Annotated in this window: 14 protein-coding genes; 3 read left to right on the top strand and 11 right to left on the bottom strand. The window is 58.5% G+C overall.

What is annotated here, in order from left to right; translation table 11 throughout:
• The first annotated feature begins 6 nt into the window (after positions 1-6).
• Both ACCQ16_RS17195 and ACCQ16_RS17200 read left to right on the top strand, forming a co-directional pair.
• Positions 7-1,383, top strand: a complete 1,377-nt coding sequence (locus tag ACCQ16_RS17195; RefSeq protein WP_372380038.1) for a hypothetical protein — start codon at positions 7-9, stop codon at positions 1,381-1,383.
• Positions 1,380-1,991: a hypothetical protein gene (locus ACCQ16_RS17200; RefSeq protein ID WP_132718166.1), complete on the top strand. Its 612-nt coding sequence runs from the start codon at positions 1,380-1,382 to the stop codon at positions 1,989-1,991. The genes ACCQ16_RS17195 and ACCQ16_RS17200 overlap by 4 nt, the downstream gene beginning before the upstream one ends.
• A 47-nt stretch (positions 1,992-2,038) precedes the next feature.
• Here ACCQ16_RS17200 and ACCQ16_RS17205 read toward each other — a convergent pair whose 3' ends face one another.
• The 11 genes from ACCQ16_RS17205 to ACCQ16_RS17255 all read right to left on the bottom strand — a co-directional run bounded on the left by ACCQ16_RS17205 (position 2,039) and on the right by ACCQ16_RS17255 (position 14,157).
• Positions 2,039-3,016, bottom strand: a complete 978-nt coding sequence (locus tag ACCQ16_RS17205) for a CgeB family protein (protein WP_218502229.1) — start codon at positions 3,014-3,016, stop codon at positions 2,039-2,041.
• On the bottom strand, positions 3,013-5,520 hold the full coding sequence (locus ACCQ16_RS17210) for a glycosyltransferase family protein (protein WP_506175231.1): 2,508 nt from the start codon (positions 5,518-5,520) through the stop codon (positions 3,013-3,015). The genes ACCQ16_RS17205 and ACCQ16_RS17210 overlap by 4 nt, the downstream gene beginning before the upstream one ends.
• 46 nt (positions 5,521-5,566) lie before the next feature.
• Entirely contained in the window at positions 5,567-6,703 is a 1,137-nt protein-coding gene (locus tag ACCQ16_RS17215; protein WP_277573192.1) for a class I SAM-dependent methyltransferase, read from the bottom strand.
• Entirely contained in the window at positions 6,642-7,199 is a 558-nt protein-coding gene (locus tag ACCQ16_RS17220; protein WP_218502232.1) for a CatB-related O-acetyltransferase, read from the bottom strand. The genes ACCQ16_RS17215 and ACCQ16_RS17220 overlap by 62 nt, the downstream gene beginning before the upstream one ends.
• Positions 7,196-8,542 carry an ABC transporter ATP-binding protein gene (locus tag ACCQ16_RS17225; RefSeq protein ID WP_218502233.1) on the bottom strand — a complete coding sequence of 449 codons (1,347 nt, stop codon included), beginning with the start codon at positions 8,540-8,542 and terminating at the stop codon, positions 7,196-7,198. The genes ACCQ16_RS17220 and ACCQ16_RS17225 overlap by 4 nt, the downstream gene beginning before the upstream one ends.
• Before the next feature lie 42 nt (positions 8,543-8,584).
• Positions 8,585-9,403, bottom strand: a complete 819-nt coding sequence (locus ACCQ16_RS17230; protein WP_218502234.1) for an ABC transporter permease — start codon at positions 9,401-9,403, stop codon at positions 8,585-8,587.
• Entirely contained in the window at positions 9,396-10,610 is a 1,215-nt protein-coding gene (locus tag ACCQ16_RS17235; RefSeq protein ID WP_277573193.1) for a cystathionine gamma-synthase, read from the bottom strand. The genes ACCQ16_RS17230 and ACCQ16_RS17235 overlap by 8 nt, the downstream gene beginning before the upstream one ends.
• Before the next feature lie 99 nt (positions 10,611-10,709).
• Positions 10,710-12,080, bottom strand: coding sequence for a pyridoxal-phosphate dependent enzyme (locus tag ACCQ16_RS17240; RefSeq protein WP_029820309.1), 1,371 nt, complete (start codon positions 12,078-12,080; stop codon positions 10,710-10,712).
• Positions 12,081-12,316: 236 nt separating this feature from the next.
• Positions 12,317-12,535: an HP1242/YdcH family protein gene (locus ACCQ16_RS17245; protein ID WP_003484103.1), complete on the bottom strand. Its 219-nt coding sequence runs from the start codon at positions 12,533-12,535 to the stop codon at positions 12,317-12,319.
• A gap of 351 nt (positions 12,536-12,886) precedes the next feature.
• Positions 12,887-13,777: an OmpA family protein gene (locus ACCQ16_RS17250; protein ID WP_277573194.1), complete on the bottom strand. Its 891-nt coding sequence runs from the start codon at positions 13,775-13,777 to the stop codon at positions 12,887-12,889.
• Entirely contained in the window at positions 13,774-14,157 is a 384-nt protein-coding gene (locus ACCQ16_RS17255; protein WP_005914753.1) for a DUF4398 domain-containing protein, read from the bottom strand. The genes ACCQ16_RS17250 and ACCQ16_RS17255 overlap by 4 nt, the downstream gene beginning before the upstream one ends.
• A 98-nt stretch (positions 14,158-14,255) precedes the next feature.
• Between ACCQ16_RS17255 and ACCQ16_RS17260 the strand changes: the two genes are divergently transcribed.
• Complete coding sequence (locus ACCQ16_RS17260; RefSeq protein ID WP_008576907.1) at positions 14,256-15,389, top strand: PilT/PilU family type 4a pilus ATPase; 1,134 nt, start codon at positions 14,256-14,258, stop codon at positions 15,387-15,389.
• The last annotated feature ends 195 nt before the right edge of the window (positions 15,390-15,584 follow it).

Genomic DNA, 15,584 nt, shown 5'->3' on the forward strand with positions numbered 1-15,584 from the left:
AGGGAATTGGACTCCAAACTGAGGTGCTACTCAAAATCGGGGGGGCGTCGCATCTTTTCGCTCACCAACGTTACTCCGGGCGATTCGCCACAATCGGCATTTCAGGCTCAGTATTTGCTGTTTGGTCATCAACTCATAAGTGCTGGGCAGTTTGCTCTCTTTGACAGGCCATTCTTGGGCGGCATCGTTACTGCTGGAACGCTGCCTGCATTCGGCATCCATTTCCAGCCCAAGTTCTATGACTATAGCGAGTTAACAGCATTCGCCTATACAAATCTGTGGATAGCGATCAACTCGATTGCTGCACTGAGCCTCCTAAACGTGGTGGAGCGCTTTAGCAATGGACGCAGCACGTTGATCATCAGCATGCTGCTTCTGGCATCTCCCTTCCTGGTTTTCAACACGATCGGGTTGTGGCCGAAATTGCTGGCACTCTCGCTCGTACACCTGGCCTGCAGCCAAGCATTGCGGCAAAACTGGATCATTGCGATATTACTTAGCGGGGCATCCTTCCTTGCGCATGGATCATTCCTTTGGGCGCACCTTTCATTTGGCGGCGCACTCATCCTCATTCTTTTGGTCCAAAGAGACAAATTTGGGATCACTTGGCCACGCCTAGCTGCCCTCCCGTTCGCCTGCGCGGCCGTGCCGATCGCCTGGTTCGCCGCAGAGCACATTGTCGGAGGAGCTACGCCCCTGCGCATGTATTATCTATACAACGTACAAGTTGCCTATGGGCTGGACCACACCGCTGAGCAGATCGCGCAAGAGTTCTACTCTTCGACAAATGCAGCAAATATTGCGGTCCTGCCATGGATGAACATGATCAAGGGCATTCTGCCGATCGAGACGCTCGACATGATTCTCAACTATCGCCTATCTAATGAGGCGATCAGCTGGCGCACTCTTGGTGAGACACTTTTCTATACGCAGCACATGCGTACATGGTTTGCTTTGGGACTGATTGGAGGCGTCGTCACACTGCGCGGCCTGCTCCATGGCCACTCAGAACGGTGGCTTCCACGCTTGGCGCTAATTGTCTTGTTCCTGCTACCATTAATTCCGGGACTTGGTCTTTACAGGCGCGATGACCTTTTCCTCCTTATTATCATGATGTTTTCAGCCATCCCGGTACTCATCTCATTCAGCATAGGGTTAAGCTCGCTGGGAGAGCGCACGATGACGACCATTGCATTGGGCATGATTGCCGAGTACTTGATGATTTATTTCTGGCGTTATCCTCCTGGACGCTACGCCGGGGAATTTCATGCTTATTACCTTGCCGTGATAGTGCCAAGCTTGTTGATCGTCGCGACCATTATTGCTTGGCCCATGAGATGGCGACCGTCCAAGCCAGGCAAATTTTCGGGCGCTATTCGATGAGTAAGCAGCACTTGTGGCTAACCCCTAACTCTTGCACGGCCGCTGCATTGGGCTTCCTTGCAGCGTGCGCATTAGTAGCGCCAAGATTGGTCTATCATGTTAGCCGCGACGGCGGCTTCATAGAAAATGGCGAAAAAATCGATCTAAGCCGCTGGACCCGTATTTCGGCTTATCGAAATGGCGGCGCTATCCTTGGAATAAATCGACCAGACAAAGAGATAATTGGCATTAATCGCCCGGATAGAGAGCCGCCATCTCATTACGAATCCTGGATTAATACAGGACAATGGTTGCGTTTCGATCATGTACCAGTCACGCGGCGCAGCCGTTTTATCGCCGAAGTACGTGTTCACCCGGAATGGCCTCGTGATCGAGCAACCGAGGTGAAATTCCGCATATTTGCCAGGGTAGAGGGGCAACCGCCTCTTCAGGCTGTCTTCGTTCCCAGTCTGGATAAACAGACCGAATGGACACGCGTCGAACTGAATCTTGCGCCGCTGGCCGGGCATGATGTTGGCATCCAACTGGCGCCGAGCGCCAACCAAGAAGTCTGGACACTGATGCGCGATCCGAAAATCGGAGTCATTGAGGATCGCGTACCGAAGTAGCTGAAGCACACCGAGAGCCGTAATCTCGCTCCATTTAATGCTTCGAATTAATGGCCAGACGCTCGCCACTCGTGGATGGTGTCCAGAATACTCTGCGCACGAGCCCTATAAGTGTGCTCGGCAATCGTACGCTGTTGTGCTGCCTCGGCGATACGCATACACCCGGGCTTGTCGGTCAGCACTTGCTCCATTAGGTGTGCAAACTCAACAGCCGAGTTGTAGAGCAAAATCTCGCTGTTCGGCTGATAATAATCGGTAATCTCCAGGCTCTCGACGAAGAATGCCTGGGTGGTTCCGGCCATGGCAGCCTCGAAGGTCCGCGGCCCGGGCGTGGAAGGCTCGAGCTTGAAGCGATCATTGGCGTAATTGAAATCACGGCCCATGTTGAGCGTCACCCAGGACCGCGCATAGTGGTCGGATAGCTGATCATTGGGCAGTCGACGATTACTGCAGAACGCAAGCTCGTTCGGCCAGCCATCCCCAAGAATCATCGCGTCGTGCGACTGCAGAGTCTTGCGCAGGTCGCCCAAGAGGCGCTTGCGGTTAGCGAAGGCGACGCCGCAGAAAAAAATGTTGATGTCCTTATCAGTGCTGACGGGACGCCAATGTGCTTGCTGGCTTGCGGCCAGAGGCAGGTGCCTTGCAAACGGGTGTGCGTAGTGCTCTGCGCACCAGCGGTCATTGCTGAAGACTATATCTGCAACGTCACGGATCTTGTAGTTGTAATCAAATTCATAGGGGTCGTCGTGCAGCCAGAACACCATAGGCGCGCCAGCCTGGGTGCAATAGCGGCGGAGATGGGCATACTCGGCATCGTCAGGCATGCACGAACCAAAACAGACAACCACGTCTGGCTGTAATTCAATCGCGCGCTCGGCGGCAAACTCAAGCGGGGTAGCTAACGCTTGCGCTACCTGCGGCAACTGCGCGAACCCCTCTGTCACATAGTCGCGCAGAACGACATTGCGATTCTGGTTATCAGGAGACGCCCCGCTGACCAAGATCTTTTGCGCAGAAACACTCATGCTCGCACTCCTCCGAGGCGTCGCGCGATTCCCTGCAGAACTCTCGCGATCGTATGGCCAAGTCCATTTTTCTTATAGAAGCGGTACACCTTTCCTACGAGGCCTAGAGGAAGAACTGGGACCGGGCCACTGCCTCCATCGGCGACGCTAGCTGCACGCGGCGGGATCACCCAATTCGGCTTAACCAGCAAAATTCCCAGATCTCGAATGGTATTGCCGCGCTGATAATTTTGCGTACGCTGCACGAAGGGCTGCAGCGGCAGTAGTTCGGTATACACATCCCGCAGCCACCGCATATGTTCATCATGATGTTGCGTGGTCATTGCCAACACGCGAGTACGTATGGCTTCTAAACCGGAGCGGTCGGTAATCAGTTGGCGGATTAGGAACACCATACTACCGGCTTCGCTGACCGGAATGACGTAGCCATTTTCCCCGTGGACCACCCGCTCTCCCAAGGCACCAATATCAGAAACTATCGGCACCACTCCAGCAGACCACGCTTCGGACAGGCTGATGCAGTAGGTTTCGGGCCAAATCGAGAAATGGATCGATAGGTCATGGCCTGCCAGGATCTGCTTCAGAGTCCCCGGCTTGTAGGCACCATGCAGCTTCAGATTGGGAATCTTCAAAAGTTCCAGAATCGTCTGGTATTCGGCAGGAACCGGCCCCACGATGCTAATTTCCACGTCGTCGTAGCGCAGTTGATTGAGCACATGAATCAGCTCGTTGCCGCCTTTATTGCGAGTGAAGTTGCCGGGTATAGCAATCCGAAGCCTGCCCTGACGCAATTGCGGCAATGGCACAGCGGCGATTTCGTCATTTTTGGGCATGGGCACCGCGTTGACGCGAAGACGCCCGGAATCCGATAGTCCCGGATACATGCGCCGGTAGAGCGCAGCCACTCCAAGCGTATTTACGTGCAGCACGTCCATGTGCTCCAACACGCGACTGAAGAAGGCGCGGCGGCGTGCTTGGCTGCCGCTGTCGGCACCTCGCGAAGCGTTTAGGCAGACATCGCAGGTTTCGATCGGCAGCGAGGGAATATTGCAATACACCTCACGATAATCGAGCAGATTGAACCGAGAACATACGGCATGGTAATCGTGGAGACTGAAGATACAACGTAACCCTAGAGCAGCGGGCAACAGACCGATCGAAGGCGGATGTCCGATCAAGTGTTGGAAGTGCACCAGTTCAATTCCGTACTTGTACAGTAGTCCGGAGAAAGCTTCCTCTCGTAGCGGGCAGGTCAACGCGGCCTCGTCCAGTCCCGCATCAAAGTCGAAGGTTTCGATGACTTCCAGTGCCTCGTTGCGCAATGTATAGCGGCGGCCGCTAGGCTGGACGCTACGTTCGGGCGTGTAGAACAGGAACTCAATATCATCGGCCAATGCCTGGCGCACTGACTCTTGATAGACCTCCACGCCTCCGTAAGGCGCTACTCCAAGGATGTTATGCGACACCACCAGTATTTTGCGGCGAGCCAGTGGAGAAGCCCCTTCAGTCTTCGCGATCGACTCCGGCTCACGCTGCAAAGCGTCCACGCAAGATAGCAGATACTCCACCCGGTGAAAGTATAAATGTTGCTTCAACGTCTTCGCCTGCGCCGATCGGGCGACCGCTAGGCGCTGCTCAGGATGGGCTAGGTAGTGCCTGAGTTTCTCAATACAATCTACAGGACTGTCGAAACCAACGTAGTCTAGGCCTTCTTGATAATAGTCCTGAACCCGAATCTCGGGAATAGAGATATCGACCAGCTGGAATCCACCCGCCAGCGCGACCTCAAAGAAGCGCGGACCAGGCGTATGCGCGACCGGATCGTTGCCAGAGGAGGAGAAGGCACGATGTAACGTAAGAACAGAACGGCTCCGGTTGGCGAATCGGGCAAACTCAGTATTTGGCGTGCGCCAGTCGTAGGCACTGGGATCCATGCCGAGCTTAGGCGCCGGAATATACGGATTCGCAGGCAACGCTAACTTCAGATTAATCTCTGGAATCGCTGACTGCAGGCCCGCCAGGAATTCGGAGCGATTGGGCCATGCCGTACCCGCGAAAAACAGATCGTACAGATAGTGGGCATCGTCATGGTCATCGGGAATGGAATGAAAATGGAAGCGTGGATCAGCTGCCAACGGCAGCGACACACCCTTACTGCCATATCCAGATACACTTCCGGAGTCATTGGTGAATATCAGATCGAAAAGATCCGCATTAGCGATGTTGATACTGCGTTCGTAAGGATCCTCAGTAACCCAAAGTACGCTGCGTCCGCATACTTGGGCGATGCGTTCGACGATTGGACGGTCCAGCTCTTCGCCGTCGAAGGCGATGAAGAGATTGCAAGCGCTACGCTGTGCCGCCAGGACTGCCTCGGCGTAGTCTGCACGCACCACGCACTGAACGGCGTCCACTTCGGCCAAGGCTCTGGCCATGGCCAAGCAGATGTAGTGATTCGGGTTGCTCCGTTTGGTATCGAGGATCAAAACGCGCCATTGCTTCATCGGAACATACCAATTCGCCGTGTGGTGGTGGGTAATCAGATTCAAATCAACCGAATAATCTACGTACCCGCCGGAATGGCCCCATCAACCGCCAGTTCAATGATCCTCGCATCCGCTCCAGTTCTCTTGCCATGGACAGCAACGATGCATTCAATTCTTGGTTATCCTTTTCACGCGAGGCAAGGATCTCCTGAGTTTGACTTAGTTGCTCGCCAAGCAAAGCTGCCTTGTGCAGGGCATCTGTCCGCTGTTCAAGATTCGCCTTAAGATCGACTATCTCTTGATTAAGTATCTGGCGTGCAGCTTGATGCTCATTAATCAAGCCGATGAGACGCCCTTGCTCTCGAGCCAAAGTTCCTATATCGATATTGGCCCCGATCAACTTACCGAGTTGATCGAACAACCTATTACCAAGCACTGCATCTCCGTTAGCAGCATCCAGACGACACAGGTCTAACAACGGCTGGGGCTGCTCGGGACCAACGAGCAACACTCCCAAGCCATGCGTGTGGGTGAAAGCGAATGAAGGATATTGGGCTTGCATCTCGTCCCAATACTTCCAGACGCCAAAGCCACGTTCCCGCACATTGATGTCATGAAACAAGACGACTGCGCGCTTGGAAAGCTTGGCCTGCCATGTCTCGAAATCGTTTCGAACCGCTTCATATGTGTGCAGGCCATCGATATGCAATACGTCGACAGTACCGTCGTCGAAATATTCCACAGCTTCCTCAAAGCGCATGCGCATGAGGCGGGAGAAATCTGCATAGTTGCGTTGGTGGTAATCCAACAACGGCAGGAAGACTTCATCGCCGTATTCGCCAGCGTGCTCATCACCTTGCCACGTGTCGACCGCATAGCATCGTGTCGGAGCCGCGCAAGCCTGGACAGCCTGACAGAACGCCAAGTAGGAGGCGCCACGGTGCGTTCCCAACTCCACAAGAATATCTGGGCGCACGAGTTCAACCAGCCAGGCTGCAAACGGGATATGCCCCAACCACGCGCTTTCAGGCGTGTTGCGCGGCTGCATGAACATCGAGTTGTTGATGGTAACGCTAATCATCATGGCCTCATAAATCTTGTCTGGAGCAACAAGGCCGGTGGCCCAGGTGCCGTCTGATTCAACGAAATTGCTGGACGAACGCTTCCACGCTGCCGCCACAAAGATCGGACTGCCGCGCATGGATCTCCTCGATCGGCCAATCCCACCAGCGGATACGCATCAACGTCTCGACCTGTGAGGGCGTAAAACGCATTTTCACCTGGCGTGCGGGATTGCCGGTCACTACCGCATACGGCGCCACGTCGCGCGTCACCACCGCGCGCGCACCAACGATGGCGCCGTCCCCCACAGTCACGCCGGAAAGAATGGTCGCGCCATAGCCGATCCATACATCGTTGCCAATCCGCGTCGGCCCCTTGGTCGCCGGATGACCGTCACGCCCGGCGAGAGGATCACCGAACGCAATGCGCAAGGGAAATGTCGTCACCCATTCGCTGCGATGTTCCCCACCACCGAAGATGACAACTTCTTCCGCAATCGAGCAAAACGCCCCAATACTCACCGACTCGTTATCGCTCCACACCTTGAACTGCGGGTTCCCGTAGGTAAAGCGGCCGACCTGTATGCGCGGATCCTCGCTCAGCAACGGAGCAATCTGGCTTGCGTATTCACTCACGGGTTGTCCACCACCTGCATCTGCACACGGTCAAACGGAATGCCGACCAATCCATAACGCAAGGTCGGCGAGGACACCTTCAAGATCACTGCATCGTGCAGCCAGTGATGCTGGGTGTTTGTCACCGGGTCGCCCTCTGCGATGGATACCGTCATTGAGTAGTCGCCATTCGGCAGTAATGGCAGATAAAACTCGAACTCGGCCTCCACTGCTTGCCCGGCTTTCAAATCCATCGGTGGCTGCACATGGGTATAGGTATGCTCACCAAACAAGGACTGTCCGAGATTGTCCTTGACGAAAAATCCAATAATCGGGCTAGTCATGTCTCGGTGGACCTGTGCGGAAATCCGCAGCAGAACATGCTCGCCACCATAGAAGAAGGGCCGGGAGGGATCGTCGATGTTGGTCAACGAGACACCTTCAATACTGGCCTCGCCTGACTTCCATCCATCCGAATGGGCAATGTTGTCAAACATCTCCAGCGTGACTTCTTCCACGGTTTTGATCGGTGCTCGTCCGCTGGGAGATGTGTTGCCTTTGATTTCCCGACGATCCAGCGCCTGCAGCTTTACCTCATCGCCATAACTTTCCTGGGCACAATACTCGATGTAAGCCTGAGTGGTTTCCTGCGCACTGGAGTGCATGCGCATCACGCCTTTGTCCAGCCAAATCGCGGACTGGCAAAAGCTTAGCACCGAGTTGGTGTCATGACTGACGAACAACAACGTGCCGCGCTCGCGAAAAGAGCGCAGAAAGCGCATGCATTTCTGCACGAACACCGCATCGCCGACGGCGAGCGCCTCGTCGACCACTAGGATATCGGCATCGACGTGCGCGATCACCGCAAACGCCAGACGCACGTACATACCACTGGAATACACCTTGACAGGTTGATCGATGAAATCGCCGATGTCGGCGAACGCTACGATCCGATCAAAGCGCTCGACCACCTGCTCGTGGCTTAGCCCAAGGATGGCAGCACTCATGAACACGTTTTCGCGCCCAGTGAACTCGGGATTGAAACCTGCGCCGAGTTCTAACAGCGCAGCCACGCGTCCTTTTACCTTGATGTCGCCAGTAGTGGGCGTGAGTGTGCCGCAGATCATCTGTAACAGGGTCGACTTGCCTGAGCCATTCCGCCCGATGATGCCGACCGTGTCGCCCCTGCGGACCTCGAAAGAAAGATCGTGCAGCGCCCAGAACTCCTTGAAATATCGATTGGCGTCTAGGCCAACCGCGCGACGCATGCGCGGCACGACAGCCTGCTTGATCCGGTCGTGCGGCTTATCGTAGACCTGGTAGCACTTGGAAACGCCAGAAACCTGGATCGCCAATTCCGGCATGGGGGAGCCCTTAGTTCAATGTCAAAATACGGATACAACTGTTCAAACAACGTCCGCGAATCCGCGACGGACCAGCTGGAACCAGTAGTAACCAAGGTAGGCGAGTACCACGCTTCCGATGAAGTACTTCAACAGCCCGGACCAATCAGGCGGCAAGCCCCACATCAGCACATTGCGCGATTGTTCGATAATGAAAGTAAGCGGATTGAGATAAATCAGCTTCTGCATGCTGGGCGGCAACGAAGAGACCGGATATAACGCGGGGCTCATGAACAACAACACGGTGGCCAATAGCCCGGTGATCTGGCCGATATCACGGTAATACACGCCTAGTGCCGCAAAGAACCAAGTGACACCAGCTGAGACCAACACTAGTGGGAAAATAACCAATGGGAAATAGAACACGGTCAGCGGCAATCGTCCGAGCAGCAAATATTGCGCAATAAGCAGGACTGCCAAGGTAATCAGCATGTGGAAGAATGCCGATGCCACTGCAGACCAAGTCAGAATTTCAAGTGGAAACACCACCTTCTTTACGTAACTCGCGTTCCCCAGCACCAAGTTGGGCGCTTTACTGATGCACTCGGTAAGGAAAGCGTGGACCATGATGCCGGCAAACAAGACTATCGCGAACTCGGAGCGACTACCTTGCGCCGCCCCAGCCCAGCGTGCATTGAACACGTAGGAAAAGACGAAGGTGTACACAGCGAGCATCAGCAACGGATTAAAAAATGACCAAGCGAGGCCGACGATGGAGCCACGGTAGCGCCCGAGCACTTCACGCTTGGCCAATTGGTAGATGAGCTTTCGGTGCTGCCGCAGACTGTGAACAGCCGACAGCACGGACAAGGGATTACGCATTTTGATCCGTTCCCTTTACAGCTGCACCAAGCGCCCACTCCAAATCCCCACGCAAATCCCCCACATCTTCAATCCCCACGCTCAACCGCACCAGCGCATCGCTGATACCAAGCTGGTCACGGCGGGCAACCGGAATGGAGGCGTGGGTCATGACGGCGGGATGGTTGAGCAGGCTTTCCACGCCGCCGAGCGATTCGGCCAGGGTGAACAATTCGGTCTTTTCGCAGAAACGCTTGGCTGCGTCGAAGCCGCCCTTGAGGACGATGGAGACGATGCCGCCGAAGCCGGACATCTGGCTTTTGGCGAGCGCGTGCTGCGGGTGCGAGGCCAGGCCGGGGTAAATCACCTTTTCAATGGCGGGGTGCGTTTCCAGCCATTGCGCGAGCGCCAGGGCATTCTCGCAATGCGCGCGCATGCGCAGCGGCAGGGTCTTGAGGCCGCGCAGGGCGAGGAAGCTGTCGAACGGGCCCTGGACGCCGCCGATGGAGTTCTGCAGGAACGCCATCTGCTCGGCGAGCTCGGCGTTGTCGCCAACCACCGCGATGCCGCCGACCATGTCCGAGTGACCGTTGAGATACTTGGTGGCCGAGTGCACGACGATATCCGCACCCAGGCTGAGCGGGCGCTGCAGCATCGGGGAAGCGAACGTGTTGTCGACCACGATCAACAGGCCGTGCTTGCGCGCAATCGCTGCAATGGCAGCGATATCGACCAGCTTGAGCATCGGGTTGGTCGGGGTTTCGATCCACACCATCTTGGTGTCGGGGCGGATTGCAGCTTCGAAAGCGGCCGGGTCGGTCAGGTCGACGAAGCTGAAATCCAGGCCGGCGGTGCGACGGCGCACGCGCTCGAACAGGCGAAAGGTGCCGCCGTACAGGTCGTCCATCGCCACCACGTGGCTGCCGGCATCCAGCAACTCCATCACCGTCGAGGTGGCAGCCATGCCGGAAGCGAACGCAAATGCGCGCGTACCGCCTTCCAGCGCGGCAACGCAACGCTCGTAGGCGAAGCGCGTGGGGTTGTGGGTGCGCGAATATTCGAAGCCCTGGTGCTCGCCGGGGCTGGACTGCGCATAGGTGGACGTCGCATAGATCGGCGGCATCACCGCGCCGGTGCTCGGATCTGGCGACTGCCCTCCATGGATCGCCAGCGTTGCAAGCGACAGCGCGCGCTCGCCGTCATGGCTATGAGTGGTGCGATTGGACATGGAGGTTCCCGAAAAAGTGGGCGATTGTAACAAGCAGGTCTGAATGGCCCGTGCCGCGCGTCTCATCCGAGCGCGCGGCAGTGCCGGATTACTGCACGATCACTGCACGCGACGGCGCAGGTAGTTGAGCAGGTCGATGCGGGTGATCAAGCCAAGAAATTGCGTGCCGTCCATGACGATGGCGACCTGGCCACGGTCGAACACCGGCAGCAGCGCTTCGATCGGCGACGCGACGTCCAGACGATCCAGCTTGCTGACCATGGCAGTGGAAATCGGGTCGCGGAAACGGGATTCGTCGCCATAGACATGCAGCAGCACGTCGCTTTCGTCCACGATGCCCACCAGCTCGCCTTCATCGATCACCGGCAACTGCGAGACGTCGTACAGCTTCATGCGCTGGTAGGCGGTGGTCAGCAGATCCTTCGGGCCCACCACCACGGTGTCGCGCTTGTTGTAAGGGCGCAGGATCAGGTCGCGCAGATCGCCATGTTGCGGGCGCTCCAAAAAGCCGTTGTCGAGCATCCAGTAGTCGTTGTACATCTTCGACAGATACTTGTTGCCGGTATCGCAGACGAACACCAGCACGCGCTTGGGCGTGGTCTGCTCGCGGCAATACTTCAGCGCCGCGGCCAGCAGGGTGCCGGTGGACGAGCCGCCGAGGATGCCCTCCTTGGCCAGCAGCTCGCGCGCGGTATGGAAGCTTTCCGCGTCGCTGATGGAATAGGCCTTCTTGACCCGCGAAAAGTCGGAGATATCCGGCAGGAAATCCTCGCCGATGCCTTCGACCAACCAGCTGCCGGACTTTTCGCTGACCGTGCCCTCTTCGATGTACTGGGTCAGGATCGAGCCGACCGGGTCGGCCAATACCAGTTCGGTGTGCGGCGAGGCGCTGGCGAAGGCGCGCGACAGGCCGGTCATGGTGCCGGAGCTGCCGCAACCGAACACGATGGCGTCCAGTTGGCCGCCCATCTGCGCCAGGATTTCCGGGCCGGTGCCGAATTCGTGCGCGGCCGGGTTGTCCGGGTTGCCGAACTGGTTGATGAAGTAGGCGCCGGGAGTCTCGGCTGCGATCCTGGCAGCCAGGTCCTGGTAGTACTCGGGGTGGCCCTTGGCCACATCCGAGCGGGTCAGCACCACGTTGGCGCCCATGGCCTTGAGATTGAAGATCTTCTCGCGGCTCATCTTGTCCGGCACCACCAGGATCAACTGGTAGCCCTTCTGCTGCGCCACCAGGGCCAAGCCCAGACCGGTGTTGCCGGCGGTACCCTCCACCAGGGTAGCGCCGGGCTTGAGATCGCCGCGCTGCTCGGCCGCTTCGATCATCGACAGACCGATGCGGTCCTTGATCGATCCGCCAGGATTATTCGCCTCCAGCTTGAGGAACAGCTCGCAGACGCCGGTGTCCAGGCGCTGGGCCTTGACGATCGGCGTGTTGCCAATCAGTTCGAGTACGGAGGAATGAATCGCCATCGGGATATCGTCGCTGCGCCACGCGGGCTAGACCGGTCATTATCCGACGAACCGCCGGGGAATGCTCATTCAGCATTGAACCGATTGCACAGGCCGATGAACGAACAGGCTCAACCGTTCGCCGATGTGCCCTCCGCCAGCAAACGCCGCTCCAACTAAAGACGCGGACGGTGGCAAGCCGACGAGGAGGCCGCCACCGCCCGCGACGGTGAACTTGTTCTAACGGTGGGGAAGGATCAGTGGGTGAGCTGGTCGTACATCCGGGTGAGCTTTTCTTTTGCCTGCAACTTCTCGCGCTTCATCTGGCCCAAGGTCACGTCGTCGATCGGGAGCACCCCGAGTTCGGCATCCATGCATTTCTTGTTCAATAGCTTGTGGCGTTGGTAGAGCTGCTTGAACTGGGGATCGGACTTCATCAATGCGTCGATTTCGGTCTGCGGTTGCCCTTCGAACATGGCGTTACCTCCTTCACTTAAAACAAGAACGCCCCGGCCAGCGAAGGCACGGGGCGCAGCTTGGGGATGGAAGACCAACGCGTTGCAAAGGCCGACACACCGGCGGAACCACCAACAACTGCTCCACCATGTTGTCTCGTTGCGTGCCTCTGCATCACTGGCCCGGCCCTCCGTACTTCCCGGGCCGCGGAGTTGCTGCCCGGAGGTACGACCCTACGCCGGTCGCCCAGGGGGTTCAAGACCGAAACGGCCGCATTTGCCGTTCCCTGCCTCAATCAGTGACCGCGGTTCAACCAGGCGTCATGCACGGGTTAAAAGACCTTAACTTCCAATCACTTGCAACAAATGACATCAGGGCGCGACAACGACCTCGGCCGCGCGGGTCTTGCTGGCCGCGCCTTTGGTGCCGGTGACCTGCAGCCGCGAGGCCGACACGCCGCCTGCCACCAACGCATCGCGCAGTGCTTCGGCACGCTTCTTGGCAATGGCTGCATCGGTGTCGAAGCCGACGATGCTGACCCGGCCCTTCTTGCCGATGTTCAGATATTCGGCCAATGCCTTGGCCTGCCCGGCGGCATCCCCGGACAACGCCGCCTTGCCACCGAAGGCGCCACTGCCCAGGGAAAACACTTCGCCGCGGCTGTCGAACTTGGCGGCCGGCAGCTTGGCCCCGGCGACCAGCTCGGCCTCCTCATGCGCCAGTTGCACCGCCTTCTGCTGGGCCGCGTTGAGCTTGGCGGTCTGCTTGCCGGCCACGCTGGTCAACGCCAGCTCGGCGTCCTGGCGGGCGAGCGCTTCCTGTTCGGCGGCCTGGCGTGCCTGCTCGGCGGCCTCGGCCTGGATCTGCGCCTGCACGCGCAGGCGTTCGGCTTCCTGGCGCGCCCGTGCGGCATCGCGGCGACTGGCTTCGATCAGCAAGTCGTTGCGCGTGCCTTCCAGGCGGTCCAATTCGCGCCGCGCCAGCGCGGTACGGGCGGTGAGTTCGGCGATTTCGACCCGCCGGTCGGCCAGAAACACCAGCTCGTCGCGGTCGCGGCGTTTGGCCTCGGCCAGCGCAGCCACGCTTTGCTGCGCCTGCAGCCGCTCAAAGCGCGCCAGATCATTGGTCTGCGGGTCGTTCTGTAGTGCGGCCAGGCGCCGGTTGAGCGCGTCGGCCTGCGGGTCGTCCTTGGCCGCCATCGCCAGCGGCGGCAACGTGACCAGGCTCAACACACCGAGATAAAGCACGGGGCGCAGTTTCATCGGCCGCCCTCCCCGGTATTGAGGGTGTTCTGCAACTGCGCCACTTCCTTCCTGCGCTGTTCCAGTTGAGCGGTGACCACCGCTTCTTCGCTGCGGGCCTTGGCCAGGTCGGCGTCGGCGGCGGCGCGCAAGGCGATCTGGGGCACTTGCTTGCGCTGGCGCTTGTCCAGTTGCGCCTGCTGGGCCTGCATCAATTCCTGGCGGGCCAGGTTGACCAGATCCGGGGCGTATTGGTCGGCATCGGCCTGGGTGGCGCGTTGCACGGCCTGTTCGGCGGCGGTGAGCTCCGGTGCCACCTGGGCGGCAGCCGGAGAGGAAAGGACCATGAAACAGGCGATGCCATACAGGGATCGCCGCAAGTATGCGAAGCTAGCCGTCATTAGGGGAGCCGTAGCGAGAAGTCTCGAGCACGGCCATTGTCGGAAGCCTGCGGCGGACTTGCAACGAGACGCTGCTGTTTGTTGGGGAACCATTGCGCATGGATATCGGCTACTTCCTGAAGCTGATGACCGAAAAGAATGCCTCGGACATGTTCTTGACCACCGGCGCGCCGGTGTACATCAAGATCGAGGGCAAGCTTTACCCGCTCGGCAATACGGGGTTGCCGCCGGGAATGGTCAAGAAAATCGCCTACTCGTTGATGGACGAAGGCCAGGTGCCGCAGTTCGAACGCGAGCTCGAGCTCAACATGGCCATCGCCCTGCCCGATGCCGGCCGTTTCCGCGTGAACGTTTTCAAGCAGCGCGGCGAGGTGGGCATGGTGATTCGCGCCATTCGCAGCCGGATTCCCAGCATCGAAGAGCTCAACCTGCCGCAGGTGCTCAAGGACGTCATCATGACCCCGCGCGGGCTGGTGCTGGTGGTGGGTTCGACCGGTTCGGGCAAGTCGACCTCGCTGGCGTCGATGATCGACCACCGCAACAGCACCACCACCGGGCACATCCTCACCATCGAGGACCCGATCGAATACCTGCACAAGCACAAGATGTCGATCGTGAACCAGCGCGAGGTGGGCCTGGACACGCACGCCTTCCAGAGCGCGCTGAAGAACGCCATGCGCGAGGCGCCGGACGTGATCCTGATCGGCGAGATCCTGGACGCCGAAACCATGGAGGCGGCGATCGCCTTCGCCGAAACCGGCCACCTGTGCCTGGCCACGCTGCACTCCAACAACGCCGACCAGACCATCGAGCGCATCCTCAATTTCTTCCCGGAAAGCGCGCACAAGAACGTGCTGATGAACCTGGCGCTGAATCTGCGCGCAGTGGTCTCCCAGCGCCTGGTCAAGGGCGTGGACGGGCGCCGCCGCCCCGCCACCGAGGTGTTGCTCAATACCCCGATGATCCGCGACCTGCTACGGCGCGGCCAGGTGCACGAGGTCAAGGCAGCGATGGAAGAGTCGCTGGAAGAAGGCATGCAGACCTTCGACCAATGCCTGTTCCGGATGGTGAAGTCGGGCGAAATCGAGCAGGAAGAAGCACTGCGCGCGGCCGACTCGCGCGACGGCCTGGCGCTGAAGTTCCGTCTCTCCGAGGGCGGCTCCGGCGAGCACGACCCGTATGCGGATTACGAAGCGGCCGCGGCACCGAAGATCAGTCACGGGTTCATCTAATCGGTTTGGCGGCGACGATCGGTGATCTTGCGGCACCGGGGGGCCGCTGGATCCTGGTGGTTAAGAGCGAACTCTGCGACGTGCTCCGCATTCGCGATGCCGATGCAACCGGCGCCCTCATCCGGCGCTGCGCGCCACCTTCTCCCGCTTGCGGGAGAAGGACGAGATCGGCGCTCGCACGGTGCTTTCAGGTGC

The organism is Xanthomonas sp. NCPPB 1062, assembly GCF_041481705.2.
Classification (GTDB): domain Bacteria; phylum Pseudomonadota; class Gammaproteobacteria; order Xanthomonadales; family Xanthomonadaceae; genus Xanthomonas; species Xanthomonas euvesicatoria.

Excerpts from the sequence above, each read along its gene's own strand:
- ACCQ16_RS17240 (WP_029820309.1), bottom strand. The coding sequence starts at position 12,080 with ATGGCGATTCATTCCTCCGTACTCGAACTGATTGGCAACACGCCGATC.
- ACCQ16_RS17255 (WP_005914753.1), bottom strand. The coding sequence starts at position 14,157 with ATGACGGCTAGCTTCGCATACTTGCGGCGATCCCTGTATGGCATCGCC.
- ACCQ16_RS17215 (WP_277573192.1), bottom strand. The coding sequence starts at position 6,703 with ATGCGCGGCAGTCCGATCTTTGTGGCGGCAGCGTGGAAGCGTTCGTCC.
- ACCQ16_RS17250 (WP_277573194.1), bottom strand. The coding sequence starts at position 13,777 with ATGAAACTGCGCCCCGTGCTTTATCTCGGTGTGTTGAGCCTGGTCACG.
- ACCQ16_RS17210 (WP_506175231.1), bottom strand. The coding sequence starts at position 5,520 with ATGAAGCAATGGCGCGTTTTGATCCTCGATACCAAACGGAGCAACCCG.
- ACCQ16_RS17235 (WP_277573193.1), bottom strand. The coding sequence starts at position 10,610 with ATGTCCAATCGCACCACTCATAGCCATGACGGCGAGCGCGCGCTGTCG.
- ACCQ16_RS17200 (WP_132718166.1), top strand. The coding sequence starts at position 1,380 with ATGAGTAAGCAGCACTTGTGGCTAACCCCTAACTCTTGCACGGCCGCT.
- ACCQ16_RS17205 (WP_218502229.1), bottom strand. The coding sequence starts at position 3,016 with ATGAGTGTTTCTGCGCAAAAGATCTTGGTCAGCGGGGCGTCTCCTGAT.
- ACCQ16_RS17230 (WP_218502234.1), bottom strand. The coding sequence starts at position 9,403 with ATGCGTAATCCCTTGTCCGTGCTGTCGGCTGTTCACAGTCTGCGGCAG.
- ACCQ16_RS17245 (WP_003484103.1), bottom strand. The coding sequence starts at position 12,535 with ATGTTCGAAGGGCAACCGCAGACCGAAATCGACGCATTGATGAAGTCC.
- ACCQ16_RS17260 (WP_008576907.1), top strand. The coding sequence starts at position 14,256 with ATGGATATCGGCTACTTCCTGAAGCTGATGACCGAAAAGAATGCCTCG.
- ACCQ16_RS17225 (WP_218502233.1), bottom strand. The coding sequence starts at position 8,542 with ATGCCGGAATTGGCGATCCAGGTTTCTGGCGTTTCCAAGTGCTACCAG.